This window comes from Rhizobium sp. LjRoot254, assembly GCF_964254105.1.
GTDB lineage: Bacteria > Pseudomonadota > Alphaproteobacteria > Rhizobiales > Rhizobiaceae > Rhizobium_E.
Window position 1 is genome coordinate 2276883 of record NZ_CAXUSM020000001.1, and the last position, 22031, is coordinate 2298913.

Sequence of the window (22031 nt, forward strand, 5' to 3'; positions counted from 1 at the left end):
CTGCTCCTCAGGCGGCTTCGGCGGCAGCGCCGCCATAAAGAGCCGTCTTGAAGGGCTGCTGGCCGACCCGTCGATAGGCTTGAAGGAATGTCTCCTGTGGCGACAGGCGCAGGCCGAGATAGGTGTCGACCACCGTCTCGATCGCGTCGGTGACCTTTTCGGGCTCGAAACCACGGCCGATGATATCGCCGATCGAGGTCTCGTTGTCGGCAGAGCCGCCGAGCGTGATCTGATAGAGTTCGGCACCCTTCTTCTCGACGCCGAGCAAGCCGATATGGCCGACATGGTGATGGCCGCAGGCATTGATGCAGCCGGAGATCTTGATCTTGAGTTCGCCGATTTCGGCCTGACGCTCAGGCGAGCCGAAGCGCTCAGAGATTTCCTGTGCGACCGGGATCGAGCGGGCATTGGCCAGTGCGCAATAGTCCAAGCCGGGACAGGCGATAATGTCGGTGATCAGGTTAGAGTTGGCGGTCGCCAGGTTCGCCGGCTTCAGCGCGCGGTAAAGCGGCTCGAGATCGGCGAGTGCGACATGCGGGAAGATGATGTTCTGCTCGTGGCTGATGCGGATTTCGTCGAAGGCATATTCCTCGGCGAGGTCGGCGACCAGTTCCATCTGCTCATCGGTGGCGTCGCCCGGAATGCCGCCGATCGGCTTCAGCGAGATGGTCACCATGCCGTAGTCGGGATGCTTGTGCGGCTTGACGTTCTGGTCGACCCAGCAGGCGAAGTCGGGATCAGCCTTCTTCCAGCTTGCGAGATTGGCCCAGCCTTCGGCACGGGGCGCCAGTTCCGGCGGCGCGAAATAGCTCGTGATTGCCTGGATGTCGGCATCAGGCAGCTTGAGTTCGCCGTTCTTGAGTTCGTTGAATTCCGCCTCGATCTCCGCCGACAGCTTCTCGACGCCGGTCTCGTGGACCAGGATCTTGATGCGGGCCTTGTACTTGTTGTCGCGGCGGCCGTAGAGATTGTACACGCGCATGATAGCGGTCGTGTAGGACAGCAGGTCTTCCTCGGGGAGGAATTCGCGGATTCGCTTGCCGATCATCGGCGTACGGCCCTGCCCGCCCCCGACATAGACGTCGAAGCCGAGTTCGCCCTTTTCGTTCTTCTTCAGATGCAGGCCGATGTCGTGGACCTGGATCGCTGCTCGGTCGTCCTTGGCGCCGGTGACGGCGATCTTGAACTTGCGCGGCAGGAAGGTGAATTCCGGATGCACCGACGACCACTGACGCAGGATCTCGGCATAGGGCCTGGGATCGGCGGCCTCGTCAGCCGCGGCACCGGCGAAATGGTCGGCCGTGACGTTGCGGATGCAGTTGCCCGAGGTCTGGATCGCATGCATCTCGACGCTTGCGAGATCGGCCAGAATATCGGGCGTATCGGCAAGCTTCGGCCAATTGTACTGGATGTTCTGGCGGGTGGTGAAATGGCCATAGCCGCGGTCATATTTGCGGGCAATGTGGGCCAGCATACGCATCTGCTTCGAATTCAGCGTGCCATAGGGAATGGCGACGCGCAGCATATAGGCGTGCAGCTGGAGATAGACGCCGTTCATCAGGCGCAGTGGCCGGAACGCATCCTCGGCGAGATCGCCCGTGAGGCGGCGCTCGACCTGGTCGCGAAACTGCGCGACGCGGTCGTTGACGAAGGTATGGTCGAATTCATCGTAACGGTACATTTCTACTCAATCCCTTGGGTATCACCCGTGCGGCGTCCCGCAAATCCGGTCAGATCATGTATTCGATGGTTGGGCCTTCGGCGCGGATGCGCTCGCGAAGACGAAGCGGCCTGATCTGGCCCTCGATCTCCTCCACCTCGACAAGATTGACGTCCAGAACCTCATTGTTGGCATAGGCCTTCTTGCCGATCGCTTCAAGACGTTCGGCGTCTTCCTTGCTATGCGCGACCTCGGAACGGCCGATCCATTCGTTCCAGTTGCCGGATTTGTCGTACCATACGGCAATGCCGTCGGTCAGCCGGTTGGCGGTCAGAACTTGCGACGTAATCATTTCATGCTCCAGTGGTCTCGGCGAGCGCGGGCTTGAAGGCCGCTAGCGGCTCGGAATGCGAAAAATTGGCGCCGGCGACCGCGTCGCCGATGATGACCATCACAGGGCCACCCAGATCGCCGCGCGCTTCAAGGCCCGGCAGTTCGCGGAGCACGCCATGCAGCATGCGCTTGTCGCGGCGGCTGGCGTTCTCGATCACGGCGACGGTGGTCTCGGGCGCAAGGCCCGCTTGCATCAGGCGCTCGGCGACCGAGGCGGCAACAGTCTTGCCCATATAGACGGCAATCGTAGCACCCGAGATCGCGAGGCTTGCCCAGTCCGGCAGGACATCGCCAGTCAGGTCGTGGCCGGTGGTGAAGATCAGCGACGAGGCGACGCCGCGCAACGTCAGCGGCAGCTCGAAATCGGCCGCAGCCGCGAAGGCGGAGGTGATGCCCGGTACGATCTCGTAGCTGATCGCGGCATTGCGGAGCGCCTGCATTTCCTCTGCCGCGCGACCATAAACCAGGGGATCGCCAGATTTGAGGCGGACAACGCGTTTTCCGGCTTGGCCGAGCTCGACCAGCAGATCGTTGATCTCGCCCTGTGATTTAGAATGGCAGCCCTTGCGCTTGCCGACCGGAATGCGCTCGGCATCGCGGCGGCCCATGGCGACCACCTCTTCGGGAACCAGCGCGTCATAGACGATCGCATCGGCTTCCATCATGGCGCGCTGGGCACGCAACGTCAGCAGGTCCTCGGAGCCCGGGCCAGCGCCGACCAGCCAGACATGGCCATCGACCTTGTCCATCGAGTTCAGGAGTTTCACCGCCTCGCGGTCGGCGTCGGCCTCGTAGCCGTTGTTCACCGCATCAGCCACGGCGCCCGAGAAGAACCTGCGCCAGAAAACGCGGCGGGTCACGCCACGCGGCACCAGGCGTTCTGCGGCGTCGCGATACTGGATGGCAAGTCGAGCAAGGCTGCCGAGCGATGGCGAAAGCGTCTGGTCGATCTGCGCGCGGATTATCTGCGCCAGCACGGGTCCTGCGCCCTCGGTGCCGATCGCGACCGCAACCGGCGCACGATTGACGATCGCCGGCGTGTAGAAATCGCAGTGTTCGGGCTGATCAACAGCGTTGGCCGGAATTCTGCGTTCGCGGGCGGCATCGACGATGGCGCGGTCCTCCGCGGCATCGCCAGTTGCGGCGAAGACGAGCGTCATCCCTTCCAGCATATCGCCACGGAACGGCCGGGCGACGTGCTTCACATCCTTCTGGATTATCAGAGCCATCAGCGATGCGACAGGCGCCTCGGCGATAAGAACGATATCGGCGCGGGTGTTGAGCAGCAGCCGCACCTTGGCGAGCGCTTCCTCGCCATTGCCCACGACGGCCACGCCCTTTCCCTCGACGCGGAAAAAGGCCGGAAAGACGCTCATCTGGTCATTCGGCTCGGACATGACGCAAATCCTGATTATCGATAATGCCCTTTTGCCAGACCGGGCGCCAGAAATGAAGCAACATGAATCTTGGCTTCCCGACCCAAGTGTATTCTTTTGCTAGAGATTTCGCCAATGCGAGCATTCTGTTTTGCCGCTGGGCTGATATCAGCCAAAGATTGAAAAATCGCGACATTGCGTTATGTTGGAGAGAGCGAGGTATCGATATGGTGAACAAGCCAAAGGCCGCAGATGTGGCACCTGATCATGAAGAGAACTATGATGAGTGGTTCCGGCGGCAGGTGAAGGAAGCGCTTGTCGAAGCGGACGACCCTAACACCGTGTGGGTTCCGCACGAAGAAGTTATGCGAGACTGGGACGAACAGCGCGCGGAACTGCTAGCGATGATCAAGGCAAAGCAATAGCCGATGGAGCTTGTGTGGCTGCCGAGAGCCCGCTACGAACGCCGGTCCCAAATCGCCTATATTGCCTCACACGATCCTCAAGCGGCATTGGACGTGGGCGTCCGGCTTCGAAACAGCATCGAGATTTTGGCTGATTTTCCGCGAGCAGGTCGTCCGGGCAGGATGATCGGCACGCACGAACTGGTCATCACTAAGACACCTTTCATCGCCATCTACCGGATCGATGATGGTCGAGGTGAAATCCACATCCTGCGCATCCTCCACGCCAAGCAGAAATGGTCGCCGGAATAATCTGTGCGTGTTGCGGCGCAGCGCTTTCCAACCGTCACGAACTGCCGCTAATGTCCGGAAACACTGTCCGGAGCAACCATGTATTTCAACCACGCCTCTTCCAACCTTCTCTCCCGCCTCTTATCCGTAATGGAAAACGAGATCATTCCGCTGACCACGCGGGGCGTGGCGGCTGGCAACAAGGTGTTCGGCGCCGCACTGCTGCGCAAATCCGACCTCTCGTTGGTCCTCGCCGAGACCAACAACGAGACGGAAAACCCGCTCTGGCATGGCGAGGTGCACACGCTCAAGCGCTTCTACGAGATGGGCGAGCGGCCCGACACGAAGGACCTGATCTTCCTGTCGACCCACGAACCCTGCACGATGTGCATGTCGGCGATCACCTGGGCCGGGTTCGACAATTTCTTCTATTTCTTCAGCCATGAAGACAGCCGCGATGCGTTCGCCATCCCGCACGATCTCAAGATCCTGAAGGAGGTCTTCGGGCTGGAGCCCGGCGGCTATCGCCGCAAGAATGCCTTCTGGAACTCGGTCTGGATGACGGACATGCTGGCTGATATCGACGCCGACCACCGGGCTGAATATGCGATCCGCATCGACGCCATCAAGGCGAGCTACGACGAACTCTCGGAGACCTACCAGGCCTCCAAATCCGACAATGCCATTCCGTTGAACTGATCATGAAACCCGCGAAGAATATCGATCGCCTGCTCGAAATCATGGCCGCGCTGCGTACACCGGTGACCGGCTGCCCATGGGATCTCGAGCAGAATTTCGAGACCATCAAGCCCTATACGCTGGAGGAGGCCTATGAGGTGGCCGACGCCATCGAGCGCGGCGACCTCGATGACCTGCGTGATGAACTCGGCGATCTTCTGCTGCAGGTCGTCTTCCACGCCCGGATGGCGGAGGAACAGGGCGAGTTCGGCTTCGGCGAGGTGGTCGAGGCGATCACGACGAAGATGATCCGACGCCATCCGCATGTCTTCGCAGTGTCCGATGCCGACGATCCGGTAAAGGTCAAGAAGCAATGGGACGAGATCAAAACAGAGGAAAAACGCGAACGTGCCGAGCGGCGCGTCAGGCGCGGCATATCAGAGGATTTCAAAGCCGGCCATCTCGGGTCCGTGCCGCGTGCCTTGCCCGCGCTGATCGAGGCGCTGAAGCTACAGCAACAGGCTGCGAAGGTCGGCTTCGACTGGTCGGAGCCGGAACCGATCCTCGACAAGATCGAGGAAGAGATCGGCGAGTTCCGTGCCGCGCTGAAGAGCGGCGACAAGGCCAAGATCGCCGACGAACTGGGCGATCTCATTTTCGCGGCGGTGAATATCGGACGGCATGTCGGCGTCGAGCCTGAGATGGCGGTGCGCGGTACGAATACAAAGTTCCGGCGGCGTTTTGCCCATATCGAACAATCGCTTGCTGCCAATGGTGAGAGCCTTGACGAGGCGACATTGGAGCGGATGGAAGAACTGTGGCAGCAGGCCAAGGGACGATAGTTTCGCCGTCAGCTCCCGACCACCCGGTTTCGTCCCTCCGCCTTGGCCCGGTAGAGCCTGCGGTCGGCAGCTGAAATCAGTTCGAGCAGGCTTCTTCCATCTTTCGGAGCAGCGGAAACGCCGATGCTGACGGTAACCACGCGCTCGCCGCCAGCCTTCACGTTTTTCTCGATCTCGGACCTGATCCGCTCTGCGGTATCAACCGCCAGGCGGTGACCCATGTCCTGCGCGAGGATGACGAACTCCTCGCCGCCGAACCGGTAGACCATGTCGATCTTGCGGACCGCGCCGGTCAGCACACCTGCGAGGCGCTTCAGCACCTCATCACCCTCGAGATGCCCGTATTTGTCGTTCACCTCTTTGAAGTGGTCGGCATCGACAATCATGATGCTGATCGCCCGCCCGTTCCGCACCGCCTCGCGGATGGTTTCGGGGCCCTCAAACTCCAGCCGCCCACGATCGTGGACGCCGGTCAGGCCATCCCTGCCGGTGCGCGCAAGGAGATCCTGATAGCGCTCGCGATAGGTCAGGTCGTTGAAAACATCGGAGATGCCCTTGACCGGGCTCGCCGCGCCGTCCGACTTGAACAACGAGAGATAGATGCCCGTCAGCGCGACGAACAACAGGTTCATCGCCATCTTCGCGGCGAGCCCGCCCCAGAACACGCTCGCCGGAGCGCCCGTCAGCAGGTTGAGCACACCGTAGAAGCCGAGCTGATCGAAAGCCAGCGTCAGCATTCCAGCGACAAAGAAGCGCGGCAGCATCCGGCGGCCCATGATCGAGCCAAGACGTTCATAAATCAGAATGATGCCGATGGAATCGAGATAAAGCAGGCTGGTGCCCCATACCATCAGAATGCCGAGATCGCGCAGAAACGGCTCATCCGACGGCATGCCACCCGGCGTCATCGCACCTCCATGCAAAGCCAGGATCTGCCCGAGAACGAAGCTCAGCAGATTGCCGACCAGCAGGCCGTAGATCAGTTGCCGGACGGTGGCGGCATCCTCTTTGATGTAAAGCAGTAGCACCATCAGCAGCTTGCCGGCGAAAAATACCGCCGAGCCCGGTGAAATCGTCGCCATCGGCACCTGCACATAGAAGGTGGCGGCCAGATAGGTTTCGAGAAAGTGCATCGTGGCGAGCACAGTGATGAACACACCGATGCCGATGCGATGCCGCCAATGCAGCAGCGTGATCAGCACCAGAAAATAGACAACGGCTTCGAGCGCCAGTACGATCACGTTATGAAGCTGCATTCCGCTTGCGCCTTGGGGCCAATCAAAGAAGATAACAGATATGCGTCCTCGCTTGCGCGGCGCTGCCGATGATTCCATTTAGCCGCTATCAGCCCGGCTGAACAGCCGAGCATATCCGCCACGGGCGCATAGCGCGAAAATAAATGGATCAGTCTTCCCACGGGGCGGATGCGCCGTTGGGCGTACCGATGCCGAGACGGCGCTCCATCTCGATAGCTTCGGATTCCGACAGCCGGACGTCGAGACTGACCGAACCGTCCTCGCGGTCCTCCCGGCCATCGACAATGGCATGCTCGTAGAACCAGGACAGCATCGAGAGCTTGTCGACCGGCACAACCACCGTGGCGACAATCATGACGCCCGAGAGCTTTTCGCCGACAATGTCAAGCAAGCGACCGACGCCTTCGCCTGTGATCGCCGAGACGGCAATCGTATTACTGGCGCTGGACGCCTTCTGAAGAAGCGCCTCGCGGGCTTCGGGCTCGACGAGGTCGATCTTGTTCCAGACTTCGATGATGCGCTTATCCTGCTCGCTCTCCTCGATGCCGAGATCGGTGAGGATACGCAGCACATCAGCCGCCTGCGCGGCATTGTCGGGATCCGACATGTCCCTGATATGGAGGATAAGATCGGCCTCGAGCACTTCTTCCAGCGTGGCGCGGAACGCGGCGACCAGATGCGTCGGCAGGTCTGAGATGAAGCCGACGGTATCGGACATGATCACCATGCGACCGTGCGGCAGCTTGATGCGGCGCAGAGTCGGATCGAGCGTTGCGAACAGCATGTTCTCGGCCAGCACGCCGGCACCGGTCATCCGGTTGAAAAGCGTGGATTTTCCGGCATTGGTGTAACCGGCCAGCGCGACGATCGGATGCGGTACCTTGCGGCGCTTGGCGCGATGGAGTTGGCGCGTGCGGCGCACATGCTCCAGTTCGCGCTCGAGCTTGATGATCTTGTCCTGAAGCTGGCGGCGGTCGGCTTCGATCTGGGTTTCGCCGGGACCGCCGAGGAAGCCGGCACCGCCACGCTGGCGCTCAAGGTGGGTCCAGCTGCGGACCAGACGGCCCTTCTGATAGTTGAGATGCGCAAGCTCGACCTGCAGCGAACCTTCCTTGGTCGAGGCGCGGCGGCCGAAGATTTCCAGGATCAGGCCGGTGCGGTCGATGACCTTCGCGTTCCACGCCTTTTCGAGATTGCGCTGCTGGACCGGTGTCAAGGGATGATCGACAATGACCAGACCGGCATCGCCTTCGATGAGCTTTTCCTTGATTTCCTCGATCTTGCCGGAGCCGATCAGGGTCGCCGGCCTGGGCTGCGACACCTGGACGATCTCGCCCGCGGTGATCTCCAGATCGATGGCATGCGCGAGGCCAACCGCCTCTTCAAGCCGGCCTTCGCTGGTACGCCCGTTGCCGGTTTCCTGTCCTGATTTGAGGACCGGCACGACGACGATGGCGCGCATCTCGTCGCGCGGACGGTCAGCCTCGGGTACGAGCGAATCGTGGGAAATGTCGCGTTCGTTGATTGTCATTGCTCCAAACGATGACGGGCGGCCGCTGCCACCCGATCGCTTCTTTCAGATTTCAGTGTTCGCGAGGAACCCGGCCCGTGGCCGTTTGTTCCGCTCAGCCGACACTTTCCTCGCCTTCGAACATCTGCACCGGCGAGCCGGGCATGATGGTCGAGATCGCATGCTTATAGACGAGTTGGGAATGCCCGTCACGGCGCAAAAGCACACAGAAATTGTCGAATGATGTGACGACGCCGGTCAGCTTGACGCCGTTGATGAGAAAGATCGTGAGAGAAATCTTCTGCTTGCGAACAGTATTGAGAAATAGATCCTGCAAATTCTGAGAACGTTCAGCCATGTGCCCCGCCGCGTCTTTCGTTATTGCCGGCGCATTTTGCCGGATTATTGTTACTGCCTCCCGAGCGCCCGATGCCTCGTCGGACGACCCCGTGGAATTGCTACCAAATAGATGTCTTTTCCGCAATGTCGAAAAAGGCTTCCCGGATTTTTTGGCTTACACTGCCGGGATGGCCGTTGGCAATCGGCTTGCCATCGATTTCGACGACCGGAAAACATATGCTGGTTGCGGCTGTTATGAATACTTCACGAGACGCGAGCATTTTCTCGGTGGAGAACGCCTCTTCCCGGATCTTGATGCCAAGGTTGCCGGCCACGTCCATCAGCGTCGTGCGGGTGATGCCGCGCAGGATGCCATGCTCGGCCGGACGCGTCAGCAAGGTGCCATCCTCGTCAACCATCCAGACATTGGTCGCCGCGCCCTCCTTCACCGTGCCGTCAGCATCGACATAAATCGCTTCCTGCGCACCCGCCTCCTTGGCCTGCTGGCGCACCAGCGCGTTGGAAAGCAGGCCCACCGTCTTGATATCGACCCGGTCCCAACGGTTCTCCGGCACCGTTATCGCTTTGATGCCATTGGCATTCTTTGCGGCAATGATGGCCGGATTGGTGCTTTTCGCCGTCACCACGATGGATGGCTTCGTGTCGGGATGCGGGAAGACGTGGTCGCGTTTCGCAACACCGCGCGTGACCTGCATATAGAAGAGGCCGTTCTTCACGCGATTGCGCTTCAGCACCTCGCGGATCACGCGGACCAGCGCCGCGCGGTGCATCGGCCAGGCGATACGGAGTTCGGAGAGCGAGCGTCCGAGCCGGTCGAGATGACGCGTCATGTCGACGATCATGCCATGCCGGACCTCGCAGACCTCATAGACGCCGTCGGCGAATTGGTAGCCGCGATCCTCGATATGCACCTTCGCATCCGCGTGTCTGACATAGCGGCCGTTCACATAGGCAATTCTGGTCATGCTGAAATCCCGAAAATCAAACGCCGAGGGTCTTGAGCTTGCGGTGAAGCGCCGAGCGTTCCATGCCGACGAACTCCGCGGTGCGCGAGATATTGCCGCCGAAACGGTTGATCTGGGCGATGAGATAATCGCGCTCGAACATTTCGCGCGCCTCGCGCAACGGCAGCGTCATGATGTGCTGGTCTCCGGTCGAGGAGACCTTGGGCATGGTGTCGAGCACGTCGGCCGGCAGCATGTCGGCGTTGATGGCGCTGTCCGGACCATCGGACTGGGCGAGGATCAGCAGGCGTTCGATATTGTTGCGCAGCTGGCGCAGATTGCCCGGCCAGTCATGCGCCTGCAGGATCGCCAGCGCATCGTCGCCAATCTTGCGCGGCTTTATGCCGGCATGGTCGCAGATCTGGCGCATGAAGATATCGACCAGGAAAGGAATGTCCTCGCGGCGATCCGACAGCGGCGGCACCTTGACCGGCACGACCGAGAGGCGGTGATAGAGATCCTCGCGGAACCGGCTCTCAACGATCATCTTCTCGAGATTATACGCGGTCGAGGAGATGATGCGGACATCGACCTTGACGCGCTTGGAGCCGCCAACCCGTTCGAACTGCTGCTCGACGAGCACGCGCAGGATCTTGTTCTGGGTCTCGCGCGGCATTTCGCCGATCTCGTCGAGATAGAGGATGCCGCGATGGGCTTCTTCGAGCGCGCCTGTCTTGCGCGGCTGGCCGGGCGTACCCTCGGTGCCGAAGAGCGCGATCTCCATGCGCTCCGGCGTGATGGTGGCGGCATTGAGCGCCACGAACGGCCCTTCGGCGCGCGCCGACTTGCGATGAATGAGGCGCGCGACCAGTTCCTTGCCCGCCCCTGACGGACCGAAGATCATCACGCGGCTGTTGGTCGGCGCCACCTTGTCGATCGTCTGGCGCAACTGCGAGACCGCCACCGACGTACCGATCAGCTCGGCGGTATCGCCGGTGCGGCGCTTGAGGTCGCGGACCTCGCGCTTGAGGCTGGAATTTTCCAGCGCACGCTCGGCGATCAGGATCAACCGGTCGGCCTTGAACGGCTTCTCGATGAAATCGAACGCACCACGCCGGATGGCGTTGACCGCCATTTCAATGTTGCCGTGGCCGGAGATCATCACGACAGGCAGTTCCGGATGGCGGTTCTTGATTTCGTCCAGCAGGCCCAAGCCGTCCAGCCGGCTGCCCTGCATCCAGACATCAAGGAAGACCAACCGTGGCACGCGATCGGAAATCGCGGCAAGCGCGCTGTCGCTGTCATGCGCCGTGCGGGTCTCATGACCCTCGTCGGAAAGGATCCCCGAGACGATCTCGCGGATATCAACTTCGTCATCGACTACCAAAATATCAGACGCCATGTGCCTCTACCTTCAGATTCTCGACCCCGGCGTTCTCCCCTCTTCGTGGCAGGATGACGCGGATCATAGCTCCATTTCCATTATCGAAATCGGCTGGCGCATCGTGCAGCTCCAACTGCCCGCCATGCTCCTCGATGATCTTCTTGACGATAGGAAGGCCAAGACCTGTGCCCTTCTCCCGCATCGTCATGTAGGGTTCGAGAATCCGGTGACGGTTCTCGTGCGGCAACCCCTTGCCGTTGTCGATGACATCGACGATCACCCGATCGGCGGCATCATCGACTTGAGCCCGGATCATGATCTTGTGCTCGTCGCGGCGTTCGTCGGAGGGAATCGCTTCAATGGCTTCCTCGGCATTCTTCACCAGGTTCGAGAAGGCCTGGCCGAGCATGCGGGCATCGAATGCCCCGACGATAGGCTCGTCACCCCATTCCTTGATGAAACGGACATGGCTGTTGCCCATCTCGCGCAGGAAGACCGTGTCCTTCAGGATATTCCGGAGATCGGCCTGCTCCATCGAGGGCTTGGGCATGCGCGCGAAGGATGAGAATTCATCGACCATGCGGCCGATATCCTCGACCTGGCGGACGATCGTGTCGGTGCACTGGTCGAAGACGGCCCGGTCATCAGCGTTGATCTGCTTGCCGTAGCGGCGCTTGAGGCGCTCGGCGGAGAGCGTGATCGGGGTCAGCGGATTCTTGATCTCATGGGCAATGCGGCGGGCGACGTCGGCCCAGGCGGTCGAGCGCTGGGCGATGACGAGATCGGTGACGTCATCGAGCGTGATGACGAAGGACTCGTGGCCGGCATGCGATTCCTCGCGCGTGACCTGCACGCTCAGCGTCCGCTCCTTGCCGCCGTGAACGATGCCGATCTGCTTGCGAAAATCATTACGGTAACGTGAGGTGGCTTCCGTAAGGACATCGTCAATATCAGGTGCGACATCGATAAGCTTTTTGCCGGTTAGATCCTCGGGCACAATCCCGAGCAGAAGCTCGGTCGAGGGATTGGCAATATTGATCGTGCGGTCTTCGTCGACGCCGATAACGGCAGCCGTAACGCCCGACAGCACCGCCTCGATGAAGCGACGGCGATCGTCCACCTCGTCCTTGGCCACAAGGATTTCATCGCGCTGGGTGCGGATCTCCGAAATCATCTTGTTGAAGGTGCGCGACAGCGAGCCGACGTCGCCATCCACCACGCGGACCGGTACGATGACATTGAGATTGCCGCCGGCAACATTATCCGCCGCGTTGATCAGCAGCCGGATCGGCCGAACGATGCGATCGGCGACGGCGATGGCGGCCCAGATCGCGGCGAGCAGCACGATCAGTGTAAAGCCGAGATAGGTGATGGCATAGGCGAGCTGGGTCGTGGCCCGCCCCTCTTCCATCGCCTTGTATTCGGCCGCGTTGTTTTCCATCAGATGCAGCGCCGACATGACCTGCGGATCGACGGCGCGGATCGTGTAGAGGAAGCCATCGATTTCACTGAGACTGATGATCGCGCCGACCAGATTGGTACTGCCGGGTGGAATGAGCGTCGGCCGGCCGGAGACTGCGGCTTTCAGCGCATCGGCCGGCACATCCGGAAGAGGCGCCTCGGTGGCGATATCGGCCTTGATCTGGACGACCCCCTCGCTGTTGACGATGAAGGCGCCGAGCATACCCCTGCCCTTGGCCTGCCGTGTCATCAGATCCACGAACCCCGTAGGATCGAGCGCATAGACCTGGCGGTTGCGGTCAAGATCGTTGGCCATGGAAATCGTCTGGCCCTGGAGATAGCTGGCATTCTCCTTGACATAGGCCTGGGCGACGCTGATCGAGGAGTTGACGATTTGCCGCGTCTGCTGGCCGAACCAACGGTCCAACCCGGCATTCAGCGTGATCGAGGCGATGACCGCGACGAGGATCGCCGGCGCGATGGCGACGATCGAGAACAACGAAACGATGCGGATGTGAAGGCGGGCCGCGGCGCGGCCACGGGTGCGGGCCTTGATCAACCGGTAGATTTCATAGCCGACCAGCGCCAGGAGCGCGATCACGAACAGCGCGTTGACGACCACCGAGGCGACGACCACATGATCGACGGGTTCGATCGGCGTGAACCCGAGCAGGATGACCAACGTGGTGATGGCAGCCACCAGCGCGCCGCCTGCCACGGCAATGCCCGTGGTCGTGGAAATGCCGCGCCGGTCGAAATTCCGGCCGCCTCTCTCCTCCTGCGCTTCGGTCATACGTCGTCCGTTCGTTTCGCGGTTGCGTGCGGCATCAGCGTCCCAGTCTCGTAGTCGAAACGAAGGCACCCGCGCAGACGCGCTGGATATGGCCAAGGGAATCGGCCGCCTTCAAGCAAACAATGCGTTGCTTTAGAGCAACGCATTGTGGCGAAAATGCAACGGACCTTGCCTTGATGTCAAGCCATGCGGGAAGAGCGATACACAGTAACGCCGAGTTCGCGGATCTTCTTGCGCAGCGTATTGCGGTTGAGACCAAGCAGATCCGCCGCCTTGATCTGGTTGCCGCGCGTGGCGGTGAGTGCGGCCAGGATCAACGGATATTCCATCTCGGCGAGAACCCGGTCATAGAGACCCGCTGGCGGCAAATTGTCGCCGAATTCAGCGAAATAGCTGCGCATATTCTCTTCCACCGCTTGCGCGATGGAAACCGGACCGGAGCGCATGCCGGGCTTCTCTGCCGGGCTGGCCGCGATATCAGGCTTCAGTTCGGATTCGGCGATCTCGCGGGTGATCACGTCCTGCGGATAGAGTGCTGTCAGGCGTCGAACGAAATTTTCCAGTTCGCGCACATTGCCCGGCCAGAGATAGGCCTTCATCACGTCGAGCGCCTCGTTGTCGAAGCGCTTCGGCGCCATGCCCTCTTTCTCGGTCATCGCCACGAAATGGCGGACGAGATCGGTGATATCCTCGGTGCGTTCGCGCAGCGGCGGCAGGCGGAGCGGCACGACGTTGAGGCGGTAATAGAGATCCTCGCGAAACAGGCCCTGGTTGATCGCCTGTTTGAGATCCTTGTTGGTGGCTGCCACGATGCGGACATCGGTGCGGATCGGCGTGCGTCCGCCGACAGTGGTGTATTCGCCCTGCTGGAGCACGCGGAGAAGGCGAGTCTGCGCCTCCATCGGCATGTCGCCGATCTCGTCGAGGAACAGCGTGCCGCCCTCGGCCTGTTCGAAGCGGCCAGTCGAGCGGGCTTGGGCACCGGTGAACGCACCCTTCTCATGGCCGAAGAGTTCGGATTCGATCAGGTCGCGCGGGATGGCCGCCATGTTGATCGCCACGAAGGGACCATTACGGCGCTTGCCGTAATCATGCAGGGCGCGGGCCACCAGCTCCTTGCCGGTGCCGGATTCGCCGGTAATCATCAGCGTCAGGTCCGTCTGCATCAGGCGGGCCAGAACGCGGTAGATTTCCTGCATCGCCGCCGAACGGCCAACCAGCGGCATGCCGTCCTGCATGTCGTCTTCCTGGCGCGGGGGCTTGCGCTTGGGCTCCGCGAGCGCGCGTCCGACAATGCCGATCAGTTCGGTCAGGTCGAAGGGCTTGGGGAGATAGTCGTAAGCGCCCTTCTCCGAAGCCTTGATCGCCGTCATGAAAGTGTTCTGGGCGCTCATGACCAGCACGGGCAGGTCCGGCCTCAGCTTCTTGACGCGTGGCAGCAGGTCGAAGGCGTTCTCATCGGGCATCACCACGTCGGTGATCACCAGATCGCCTTCGCCGGCCGATATCCAGCGCCAGAGCGTGGCTGCATTCGACGTGATCCGCACATCGTAACCGGCACGGGAAAGCGCCTGGTTGAGCACGGTCCGGATGGCAGCGTCATCATCCGCAACGAGAATGGTGGCAGCAGTCATCTAAGGTTCCTAATCAAAATGGTGGTCCTCGCCCTGCCCGTTGGGAGAGACGGGCATCAGGACGCGGAAGATTGTCTTGTTGTTCTGGCGGTCGCATTCGACGATGCCGCCGTGCCCGCCGATGATCTTGGCGACGAGCGCCAGACCGAGGCCGGAGCCGTTGGTCTTGGTGGTCACGAACGGGTCGAAGAGATGCGGCACCAGGTCGTCGGGCACGCCCGGGCCGTTGTCGATGACGCAGAACTCCAGCGGCAGCGAGATTTTCTCTCGCGATCCCGCGACCGAAATGCGGATGCCCGGACGGTAGGCGGTGGTCAGGATGATCTCGGCATCGCCCCGATCGGCGACTGCTTCCGAAGCATTCTTGATCAGGTTGAGGAAGACCTGGATAAGCTGATCCCGGTTCGCATGCACGGCCGGCAGCGAGGGGTCGTAGTTCTCTGATATCCTGATGTTCCGGGCAAAACCGGCCTTGGCAATCGCCTTCACATGATCGAGAACCGAATGGATGTTGATCGGCGCGCGATCCACGGGCCGCTCGTCGGAGAACACCTCCATGCGATCGACCAGAGAGACGATGCGATCGGTCTCCTCGCAGATCAGCTGGGTGAGTGCGCGGTCCTCGTCGTTGACGGATGTTTCGAGAAGCTGCGCCGCACCCCTTATGCCGGAAAGCGGGTTCTTGATCTCATGCGCCAGCATCGAGGCCAGGCCCGTCACAGAACGCGCCGCCGCGCGATGGGTGAGCTGCCGATCGATCTTGTCGGCCATCGAGCGTTCCTGGAACACCACGACCACCGAGCCCGGATCGGTCAGCACCGGCGCGACATAGATATCCACCAGCTTGTCCGCACCAAGCCGTGGCGAGGACAGGTCCACCCGGTATTCGTTGACCGGCGCGCGGCGCTCGCGGACCTGGTCGATCAGCGTCAGCATCGGGCTTCCGAACGGAATGTAGGCATAGATCGTGTGGCGCGCGAGATAGGCGGCGCTGGCACCGAAGAACGATTCGGCCTCCCAGTTGGCAAATGCGATATAGCCGTCCTCATCGACAAGGATCACGGCGTTCTGGATGGCGTTGAGCACCGAATTGGCAAGTTCGGCGTTCGCAGCCTTCGGCTTCTTTCGACCCTGATCGTCGTTCATGCCGCCTCGCTCAGGGCGGGTGCCGCCGCTTCGAGAATGAGGCGCCTGACAGACGCGACGACGAATTCCGGATCGCGCGAGGTCAGGACCTCGGACTTGGTGCCCGATGCGACAACGCCCGCATGGCGCTCCAGATACCACCCGACGTGCTTTCGCGCATGGCGCAGACCACCCTCGGGGCCGTAGAAATCAAGCGTCATGCGATAGTGCCGCTCGAAGAAATCGGCGATTTCACTACGTTCCGGTGCTTCGCGCATGCCGGCGAGCACGCCCGGATGCCATGGCCGCCCCTGGGCACCGCGTCCGATCATCACCGCGTCGGCGCCAGACCGGCGCAGGATATCGGCGATATCGGCGGGCGTCTCGACGTCGCCATTGGCGACGAGCGGCACCTTGATCGCGGCGCGTACCTCGGCGATACGGTCCCAGTCCGCCCTGCCCTCGTAGAACTGCATGCGCGTGCGGCCATGGATGGTGATCATCTGGGCGCCGAGCGCCTCGGCCTCACGGGCCAATATCGGGGCGTTGATGGAATTCTCGTCCCAGCCGAGCCGCATCTTGACTGTGACCGGCACCTTGACCGCCGCGACGGTGGCCGCAATCAGCGACAGCGCAAGTTCCGGCTCCCGCATCAGCGCCGAGCCGGACAGGCCACCAGTCACCTTCTTGGCCGGACATCCCATATTGATATCGATGATCGACGCACCATTGGCTTCGGCGATGCGCGCGCCTTCCGCAAGATAATGCGGGTCGCGGCCGGCAAGCTGGACGACATGCGGCTCGATGCCGGAATTCTTGAGGCGCGACCAGGATTCGGCGGTGTTGCCGACCAATTCGCGGCTCGCCACCATCTCGGTAACGACATAGCCCGCGCCGCTTTCCCAGGCGAGTTGGCGGAACGGCAGGTCGGTGACGCCGGACATCGGCGCGAGCGCGACGCGGTTGCGAATTTCCAGCGGGCCGACGTGAAAGGCGTTTCGCAGGGAGGGTATGTTGGACTGCATATCTTTCAGGCACTCAATAATCGTGCATTATTTTTAGACATATCCGTTGGCGTTGCCAAGTGGATTCGGTGGCCGGCCCAAAAAACAAGCTGACATCCACTGGCCTTTGCCTTTTAGAGCATGTTGCAGCTATTTGGAGCCATTCTGCCGGAGCAGGTTTTCGTCAGGACCAAGGCGATGGGCGAGCGTCGTACCCATAGGTACGGCCGAGACCATCGCCGCAGGTCATGGCGGAAAGATGCCCGGCCCTTCGGGTTGGCTGAAGCGGGCCGCCTCTTTGACCGGCCGGCTTGGCCGTATGCTTTGGCTACGACGCGCGCCGGCCGGTCAAACATGCGACTCCGCTTGAGCCAACAGAATGGCTCCAAATAGTTGCAACATGCTCTAACCGCCTATAAAGGCGAATGAAAGCAATAGCGGATCACTTGTGAATAATCATGACACTGCCGGATGCGCCGAGATTTGGCATATTGATCGTCGCTGCCGGGCGTGGCGAACGCGCAGGCGTCCATCCCGACGGGCCGAAGCAATACCGGCTGATCGGCGGCGTGCCTGTCATCACCCATTCGGTCAAGAAATTCGCGGCCTGGAAGCACACGGCGAGAATCGTCATCGCCATCCATGCCGATGACGAAGACCTCTATGCAAGCTGCAAGACCACGTTTCCCGAGGGGCCAGCCATCGAGACCGTTCTCGGCGGCGCGACCCGGCAGGCCTCGGTGCTGAACGGGCTCGAGGCCCTGGAGTCGAGCGGCATTACCCATGTGATGATCCATGATGCCGTGCGCCCCTTCTTCACGTCAGGCATGCTCAATGCGATTCTTGCCGCGCATGTCGAGGGCGAAAAGGCAGTGCTGCCGGTCTGTCCAGTCGCCGATACGCTCAAGCGGGCAACCGAAGACTTCTATATCGAAGGCACCGTCTCTCGCACCGGCCTCTACGCCGCGCAGACGCCGCAGAGCTTCGACTACCCGATGATCCTGGCCGGCCACCGGGCCGCCGCCGCAGTTGGCCTTACCGATTTCACCGACGATGCGGCGATCGCCGAATGGCAGGACATAAGGGTCAAGCTCGTCGAGGGCGACCGCGAAAACATCAAGCTCACCCTGGAACGCGATATCGAACTGGCTGACGAGAAGCTGATGCGAAACCACCTTCCCGATGTGCGCACCGGCAACGGCTATGACGTGCACCAACTCGAGCCCGGCGACGGCGTGATATTGTGCGGGGTGAAAATCCCGCACGACCAGCGGCTGAGGGGCCATTCCGACGCCGATGTTGCCCTGCATGCGCTGACGGATGCGCTGCTCGCCACGTGTGGCGCCGGCGATATCGGCGATCACTTCCCGCCGTCGGACCCGCAATGGAAGGGTGCGGCATCCCGCATCTTCCTCGAACATGCGGCGAAGATCGTGCGCGATCACGGCGGAACGATCATGAATGCCGACGTTTCCATCATCGCCGAGGCGCCGAAGATAGGCCCGCACAGGGAATCGATGCGCAATATGCTGGCCGAAATGCTGGATATCGAGCTCGAACGCTGTTCGGTGAAGGCGACGACGAATGAAAAGATCGGCTTCGTCGGCCGGGGTGAAGGCATCGCCGCGATCGCCACCGCGACGGTCGTCTATGGGAGAAAACCGCAATGAGCAACGAGACCATCATATACGAGCTTGCCAAGCAAGTCGTGGCGCTCTGCGTCGAGAAAAACGTCATGATTGCGACGGCGGAATCCTGCACCGGCGGACTGGTGGCAGGCTGCATCACCGAAATCCCGGGTGCCAGCAAGGTGCTGGAACGCGGCTTCATCACCTATTCCGACCAGGCCAAGACCGAAATGCTCGGCGTGATGTCGATCACGCTCCGGCAATACGGCGCCGTCTCGAAGGATGTCGCGCTGGAAATGGCGCATGGTGCAATGTCGCGCTCGGAGGCGGGCATCTCCGTCTCGATCACCGGCATTGCCGGCCCGGACGGCGGCTCGACCGGCAAGCCGGTGGGCCTCGTGCATTTCGGCGGCCGTCACTACAAGGGCGCGATGATCCACCGCGAAATGAACTATGGCGATATCGGCCGCCACGATATCAGGATGGCTGCGGTGGAAACCGCGCTCGAAATGATCATCGAGCTGGCGAAGTTGGGTTAGAGCCCTTCAGGGTTAAATGGAATCATTCTGCCGGAGCAGGTTTTCGTCAGGACCAAGGCGGCGGGCGAGCGTCGTACCCATAGGTACGGCCGAGGCCGGCGCCGCAGGTCATGACGGAAAGATGCCCGGCCCTTCGGGTTGGCTGAAGCGGGCCGCCTCTTTGACCGGCCGGCTTGGCCGTATGCTTTGGCTACGCCGCGCGCCGGCCGGTCAAACATGCGACTCCGCTTGAGCCAACAGAATTGTTTCCATTTAACGCTGAAGGGCTCTAGGTCGTGTGGACTCTTGGGATTCCCAAGGCTGAGCAAATCAGATTCAAGACTGTCTTTTGGAGGCAGTCATGGGTGTATTGGACCGGTTGATCCTTCGGGACGAGCAGTGGGAGCGGATATCGCCGCACATCATTGGTGACGATCGCACGCGCGGTTCGTCCGGTCGCGACAATCGTATGTTCGTGGAAGCAGTGCTTTGGATCGTGCGCACCGGCTCACCCTGGCGTGACCTGCCGGAGGTGTTCGGCGAGTGGAACAGTGTCTTCCGCCGCTTCAGCCGCTGGAGCGAGAAGGGCATCTGGTGGCGCATGTTTGCGGCGATGTCCGATGATCCGGACTTCGAGTATCTGATCGTCGATTCCACCATCATCCGCGCTCATCAGCACGCCGCCGGCGCAAAAAGGGGGCTGAAGATCAAGCCCTTGGCCGCTCTCGCGGCGGACTGAGCACCAAAATCCACATGGCGGTGCGTGGTCTCGGCTGCCCGGTCCGCTTCACACTGACCGCCGGCCAGAAAGGCGATGCGCCACAAGCCGATGTCCTGATCGAGGGCCTGCCTGCCGATATCGTCATGGCCGACACCGCCTATGACAGCGACCGTCTGCGCGACGCCATCGCGGACAAAGGCGCTGTGGCGGTGATCCCCAACAATCCCTCCCGTGCTCAGAAATACCCGCTCGACAAGGACCTCTATGCCCAGCGCCACCTCATTGAATGCTGCTTCTCCAAGCTCAAGCACTTCCGCAGGGTCGCGACACGTTTCGAGAAAACCGCACGAAACTACCTAGCCGTCGTCACAATCGCAGCTATCGTACTATGGATCAGGTAAGTGTCCACACGACCTAGCCCACCTGCGCCGAAGCGTGCCGACATCTTTTTGTGGTCGCGCCGTTGCAAGACCCGGCGGCGCCTCGCCGCTTCGGGACTCCTACTCCCTCACACCGGGAAATAGGAACGTCATCCCGGCCTTGAGGCCCCATCGCGGGCCATCATCGGGGCCGGCGAGCCAATATTTCCCTCCGACGGACAGGCTGACGGCCTGATCGCCCACCTTGACGATCTGCGAGACGGATAAACTTAGCGGCAACTCGACCTCCTCAGCCGTCCAGTCATAGGTGCCATCAAGGCCGGCGGAGATCGTTCTGCCGCGCCCGAGGTGCCAGGCGACGAAGGGCCGCAGCTCGGTTCTGCTGACGTCGGGACGGTCCTCCTCGCCAACCACGGACCAGATATGACTGGCAGTCAAGCCGGTCGTCATAGACGTGCTCTGCCAGAGAAGCAGGCCGGATGGACCCATTGAGAGCTTGCCGCTGCCAAATTCATCTCGGGTCGCCGTTGGATAAGAGAGCTGCGGGCCGACGGCCCAGACGAACGAACCATGGCTGCTGGGCGTGAACAAAAAGTCCTGGCTGATGTCGCCCAATCCAGCCTCGTTGCCTAGCCCTCCCGGAGGATTGAGATAGGCGAAGGGAAAATCGGTATGGACAATTACATTCCAGTCCTCGGTCAGCGAAAATGGAATGACCGGCTCCACGTCCACGACGGCGGACGAATAGCTCTTGCCGTCGATGCGGCCGAAGTCGAATGTTCCGTGGACGGGCACGCTGATCATGTAGGCGGCGGGATTCGAAACCTTCTTTGCAAGTTCGTCCACGTCGTCGTCCGCGGCACAGGCCAAGTCGGTGGCCGAGGTGACAAACACGGCGGCGGCGAACAGGCTTGTCAGGAAACCGGAAAGATTTGGCAAGTTGAAGTCCGTTCCTGTCGATGCCAGCTCAGGCGCGGGCCGGCAGGTGATTCTCACCCTCTCGATTGGTGTATTAGAACTTCAAGTTGCCTGCGGTGCAAGGCTCGGGACGAGCGGCGAGCGATTTTCCGGCATCGCCGGGGAAAAACGGCTCAACCGGAGAGAGAGCTCATGGGGTCATACCGCCCGATAAATCTTGTCGGCGCGCTTCTCGAAAGCCTCGGTGAACATGCGGAACGCGCGATCGAACATCGAGCCCATCAAGGCGCCGAGAATGCGGCTCTTGAACTCGTAATCGATGAAGAAGACGACATCCGAGCGGCCCTCGCCCGTATCCTCGAAGCGCCAGATATTGCTGAGATATTTGAACGGGCCGTCGATATATTTCACCTCGATCATGCGCTCCTCGGGCTTGAGGAAAACCTGGGTGGTGAAGGTCTCGCGGATCGCCTTGTAGCCGATGCTCATGTCGGCCACCAGCAAGGTCTTGCCGTCGCGTTCCTTGCGGCTACGGACGGTCAGCGCCTCGCAGAGCGGCAGGAATTCGGGATATTTTTCCACGTCGGCCACGAGCGCGAACATCTGGTCGGCGGTGTGGCTGGCTGGGCGGCGGGTTTCGAACTGGGGCATGATTTCGCGGCAATTGTTGTTTCATTCGACTTATGTCGCTCACGCCTTTTGCACAAGTAAGCCGCTTTGACATTTTCGCCGCCGCTTTGCTTGAATCGCC

The 22031-nt window shown here is 61.2% G+C and carries 20 protein-coding genes and 1 pseudogene; 7 read left to right on the top strand and 14 right to left on the bottom strand.

Annotation, left to right across the window (positions count from 1 at the left end; genetic code table 11):
- Window positions 1-7 precede the first annotated feature (7 nt).
- The 3 genes from ACSQ26_RS11235 to cysG are packed head-to-tail and all read right to left on the bottom strand — an operon-like array spanning window position 8 to window position 3450.
- On the bottom strand, window positions 8-1681 hold the full coding sequence (locus tag ACSQ26_RS11235) for a nitrite/sulfite reductase (protein ID WP_436008743.1): 1674 nt from the start codon (window positions 1679-1681) through the stop codon (window positions 8-10).
- Window positions 1682-1730: 49 nt separating this feature from the next.
- Entirely contained in the window at window positions 1731-2009 is a 279-nt protein-coding gene (locus tag ACSQ26_RS11240; RefSeq protein WP_436015212.1) for a DUF2849 domain-containing protein, read from the bottom strand.
- Window positions 2010-2013: 4 nt separating this feature from the next.
- Entirely contained in the window at window positions 2014-3450 is a 1437-nt protein-coding gene (gene cysG / locus ACSQ26_RS11245) for a siroheme synthase CysG (RefSeq protein WP_436008745.1), read from the bottom strand.
- A gap of 62 nt (window positions 3451-3512) precedes the next feature.
- Here cysG and ACSQ26_RS11250 point away from each other — a divergent pair, with 62 nt between their 5' ends.
- The 4 genes from ACSQ26_RS11250 (at window position 3513) to mazG (ending at window position 5644) form a co-directional block, all read left to right on the top strand.
- A complete protein-coding gene (locus tag ACSQ26_RS11250; RefSeq protein ID WP_436008747.1) occupies window positions 3513-3854 on the top strand; it encodes a hypothetical protein in 342 nt (113 codons plus the stop codon).
- A 3-nt stretch (window positions 3855-3857) separates the two neighbouring features.
- Window positions 3858-4145: a type II toxin-antitoxin system RelE/ParE family toxin gene (locus ACSQ26_RS11255; protein WP_436008749.1), complete on the top strand. Its 288-nt coding sequence runs from the start codon at window positions 3858-3860 to the stop codon at window positions 4143-4145.
- Window positions 4146-4223: 78 nt separating this feature from the next.
- Complete coding sequence (locus ACSQ26_RS11260) at window positions 4224-4823, top strand: deaminase (protein WP_436008751.1); 600 nt, start codon at window positions 4224-4226, stop codon at window positions 4821-4823.
- 2 nt (window positions 4824-4825) lie between these two features.
- Window positions 4826-5644, top strand: a complete 819-nt coding sequence (gene mazG, locus ACSQ26_RS11265; RefSeq protein ID WP_436008753.1) for a nucleoside triphosphate pyrophosphohydrolase — start codon at window positions 4826-4828, stop codon at window positions 5642-5644.
- 8 nt (window positions 5645-5652) lie between these two features.
- Here the strand turns inward: mazG and ACSQ26_RS11270 are convergent, their stop codons facing one another.
- The 9 genes from ACSQ26_RS11270 to dusB form a co-directional block, all read right to left on the bottom strand.
- Window positions 5653-6900, bottom strand: coding sequence for a diguanylate cyclase (locus ACSQ26_RS11270; RefSeq protein ID WP_436008755.1), 1248 nt, complete (start codon window positions 6898-6900; stop codon window positions 5653-5655).
- A gap of 148 nt (window positions 6901-7048) precedes the next feature.
- Window positions 7049-8362 carry a GTPase HflX gene (gene hflX / locus ACSQ26_RS11275; RefSeq protein WP_436015214.1) on the bottom strand — a complete coding sequence of 438 codons (1314 nt, stop codon included), beginning with the start codon at window positions 8360-8362 and terminating at the stop codon, window positions 7049-7051.
- Window positions 8363-8525: 163 nt separating this feature from the next.
- Complete coding sequence (gene hfq, locus ACSQ26_RS11280) at window positions 8526-8768, bottom strand: RNA chaperone Hfq (RefSeq protein ID WP_258161916.1); 243 nt, start codon at window positions 8766-8768, stop codon at window positions 8526-8528.
- A gap of 100 nt (window positions 8769-8868) precedes the next feature.
- Window positions 8869-9735, bottom strand: coding sequence for a D-amino-acid transaminase (locus ACSQ26_RS11285; protein WP_436008758.1), 867 nt, complete (start codon window positions 9733-9735; stop codon window positions 8869-8871).
- Between the two features lie 16 nt (window positions 9736-9751).
- Entirely contained in the window at window positions 9752-11116 is a 1365-nt protein-coding gene (ntrX, locus tag ACSQ26_RS11290; protein WP_436008760.1) for a nitrogen assimilation response regulator NtrX, read from the bottom strand.
- Complete coding sequence (locus tag ACSQ26_RS11295; protein WP_436008762.1) at window positions 11106-13352, bottom strand: ATP-binding protein; 2247 nt, start codon at window positions 13350-13352, stop codon at window positions 11106-11108. Before ACSQ26_RS11295 ends, ntrX begins: the two co-directional genes overlap by 11 nt.
- 179 nt (window positions 13353-13531) lie before the next feature.
- Window positions 13532-14986: a nitrogen regulation protein NR(I) gene (gene ntrC / locus ACSQ26_RS11300; RefSeq protein ID WP_258161913.1), complete on the bottom strand. Its 1455-nt coding sequence runs from the start codon at window positions 14984-14986 to the stop codon at window positions 13532-13534.
- 9 nt (window positions 14987-14995) lie between these two features.
- Window positions 14996-16132 carry a two-component system sensor histidine kinase NtrB gene (locus ACSQ26_RS11305; RefSeq protein ID WP_436008765.1) on the bottom strand — a complete coding sequence of 379 codons (1137 nt, stop codon included), beginning with the start codon at window positions 16130-16132 and terminating at the stop codon, window positions 14996-14998.
- Complete coding sequence (dusB, locus tag ACSQ26_RS11310) at window positions 16129-17136, bottom strand: tRNA dihydrouridine synthase DusB (protein ID WP_436008767.1); 1008 nt, start codon at window positions 17134-17136, stop codon at window positions 16129-16131. Before dusB ends, ACSQ26_RS11305 begins: the two co-directional genes overlap by 4 nt.
- A 437-nt stretch (window positions 17137-17573) precedes the next feature.
- Between dusB and ACSQ26_RS11315 the strand changes: the two genes are divergently transcribed.
- The 3 genes and pseudogenes from ACSQ26_RS11315 (at window position 17574) to ACSQ26_RS11325 (ending at window position 20383) form a co-directional block, all read left to right on the top strand.
- Complete coding sequence (locus ACSQ26_RS11315) at window positions 17574-18785, top strand: bifunctional 2-C-methyl-D-erythritol 4-phosphate cytidylyltransferase/2-C-methyl-D-erythritol 2,4-cyclodiphosphate synthase (RefSeq protein WP_436008769.1); 1212 nt, start codon at window positions 17574-17576, stop codon at window positions 18783-18785.
- On the top strand, window positions 18782-19282 hold the full coding sequence (locus ACSQ26_RS11320) for a CinA family protein (RefSeq protein ID WP_436008771.1): 501 nt from the start codon (window positions 18782-18784) through the stop codon (window positions 19280-19282). The genes ACSQ26_RS11315 and ACSQ26_RS11320 overlap by 4 nt, the downstream gene beginning before the upstream one ends.
- A gap of 340 nt (window positions 19283-19622) precedes the next feature.
- Window positions 19623-20383, top strand: a pseudogene (locus ACSQ26_RS11325) (IS5 family transposase).
- A gap of 99 nt (window positions 20384-20482) precedes the next feature.
- On the opposite strand, the gene ACSQ26_RS11330 reads toward ACSQ26_RS11325, so the two are convergent.
- Together ACSQ26_RS11330 and ACSQ26_RS11335 are read right to left on the bottom strand one after the other, a co-directional pair.
- Complete coding sequence (locus tag ACSQ26_RS11330; protein ID WP_436008773.1) at window positions 20483-21358, bottom strand: transporter; 876 nt, start codon at window positions 21356-21358, stop codon at window positions 20483-20485.
- 120 nt (window positions 21359-21478) lie between these two features.
- Window positions 21479-21931 (bottom strand): type II toxin-antitoxin system RatA family toxin, encoded by a 453-nt coding sequence (locus ACSQ26_RS11335; RefSeq protein ID WP_436008775.1) that lies wholly within the window; start codon window positions 21929-21931, stop codon window positions 21479-21481.
- Window positions 21932-22031 lie beyond the last annotated feature (100 nt).

Excerpts from the sequence above, each read along its gene's own strand:
- ACSQ26_RS11235 (WP_436008743.1), bottom strand. The coding sequence starts at position 1,681 with ATGTACCGTTACGATGAATTCGACCATACCTTCGTCAACGACCGCGTC.
- ACSQ26_RS11255 (WP_436008749.1), top strand. The coding sequence starts at position 3,858 with ATGGAGCTTGTGTGGCTGCCGAGAGCCCGCTACGAACGCCGGTCCCAA.
- ACSQ26_RS11260 (WP_436008751.1), top strand. The coding sequence starts at position 4,224 with ATGTATTTCAACCACGCCTCTTCCAACCTTCTCTCCCGCCTCTTATCC.
- ntrX (WP_436008760.1), bottom strand. The coding sequence starts at position 11,116 with ATGGCGTCTGATATTTTGGTAGTCGATGACGAAGTTGATATCCGCGAG.
- ACSQ26_RS11315 (WP_436008769.1), top strand. The coding sequence starts at position 17,574 with ATGACACTGCCGGATGCGCCGAGATTTGGCATATTGATCGTCGCTGCC.
- ACSQ26_RS11305 (WP_436008765.1), bottom strand. The coding sequence starts at position 16,132 with ATGAACGACGATCAGGGTCGAAAGAAGCCGAAGGCTGCGAACGCCGAA.
- hflX (WP_436015214.1), bottom strand. The coding sequence starts at position 8,362 with ATGCGCGCCATCGTCGTCGTGCCGGTCCTCAAATCAGGACAGGAAACC.
- cysG (WP_436008745.1), bottom strand. The coding sequence starts at position 3,450 with ATGTCCGAGCCGAATGACCAGATGAGCGTCTTTCCGGCCTTTTTCCGC.
- ACSQ26_RS11250 (WP_436008747.1), top strand. The coding sequence starts at position 3,513 with ATGAATCTTGGCTTCCCGACCCAAGTGTATTCTTTTGCTAGAGATTTC.
- hfq (WP_258161916.1), bottom strand. The coding sequence starts at position 8,768 with ATGGCTGAACGTTCTCAGAATTTGCAGGATCTATTTCTCAATACTGTT.
- ACSQ26_RS11295 (WP_436008762.1), bottom strand. The coding sequence starts at position 13,352 with ATGACCGAAGCGCAGGAGGAGAGAGGCGGCCGGAATTTCGACCGGCGC.
- ACSQ26_RS11270 (WP_436008755.1), bottom strand. The coding sequence starts at position 6,900 with ATGCAGCTTCATAACGTGATCGTACTGGCGCTCGAAGCCGTTGTCTAT.
- ACSQ26_RS11320 (WP_436008771.1), top strand. The coding sequence starts at position 18,782 with ATGAGCAACGAGACCATCATATACGAGCTTGCCAAGCAAGTCGTGGCG.
- ntrC (WP_258161913.1), bottom strand. The coding sequence starts at position 14,986 with ATGACTGCTGCCACCATTCTCGTTGCGGATGATGACGCTGCCATCCGG.
- ACSQ26_RS11335 (WP_436008775.1), bottom strand. The coding sequence starts at position 21,931 with ATGCCCCAGTTCGAAACCCGCCGCCCAGCCAGCCACACCGCCGACCAG.
- ACSQ26_RS11285 (WP_436008758.1), bottom strand. The coding sequence starts at position 9,735 with ATGACCAGAATTGCCTATGTGAACGGCCGCTATGTCAGACACGCGGAT.
- mazG (WP_436008753.1), top strand. The coding sequence starts at position 4,826 with ATGAAACCCGCGAAGAATATCGATCGCCTGCTCGAAATCATGGCCGCG.
- dusB (WP_436008767.1), bottom strand. The coding sequence starts at position 17,136 with ATGCAGTCCAACATACCCTCCCTGCGAAACGCCTTTCACGTCGGCCCG.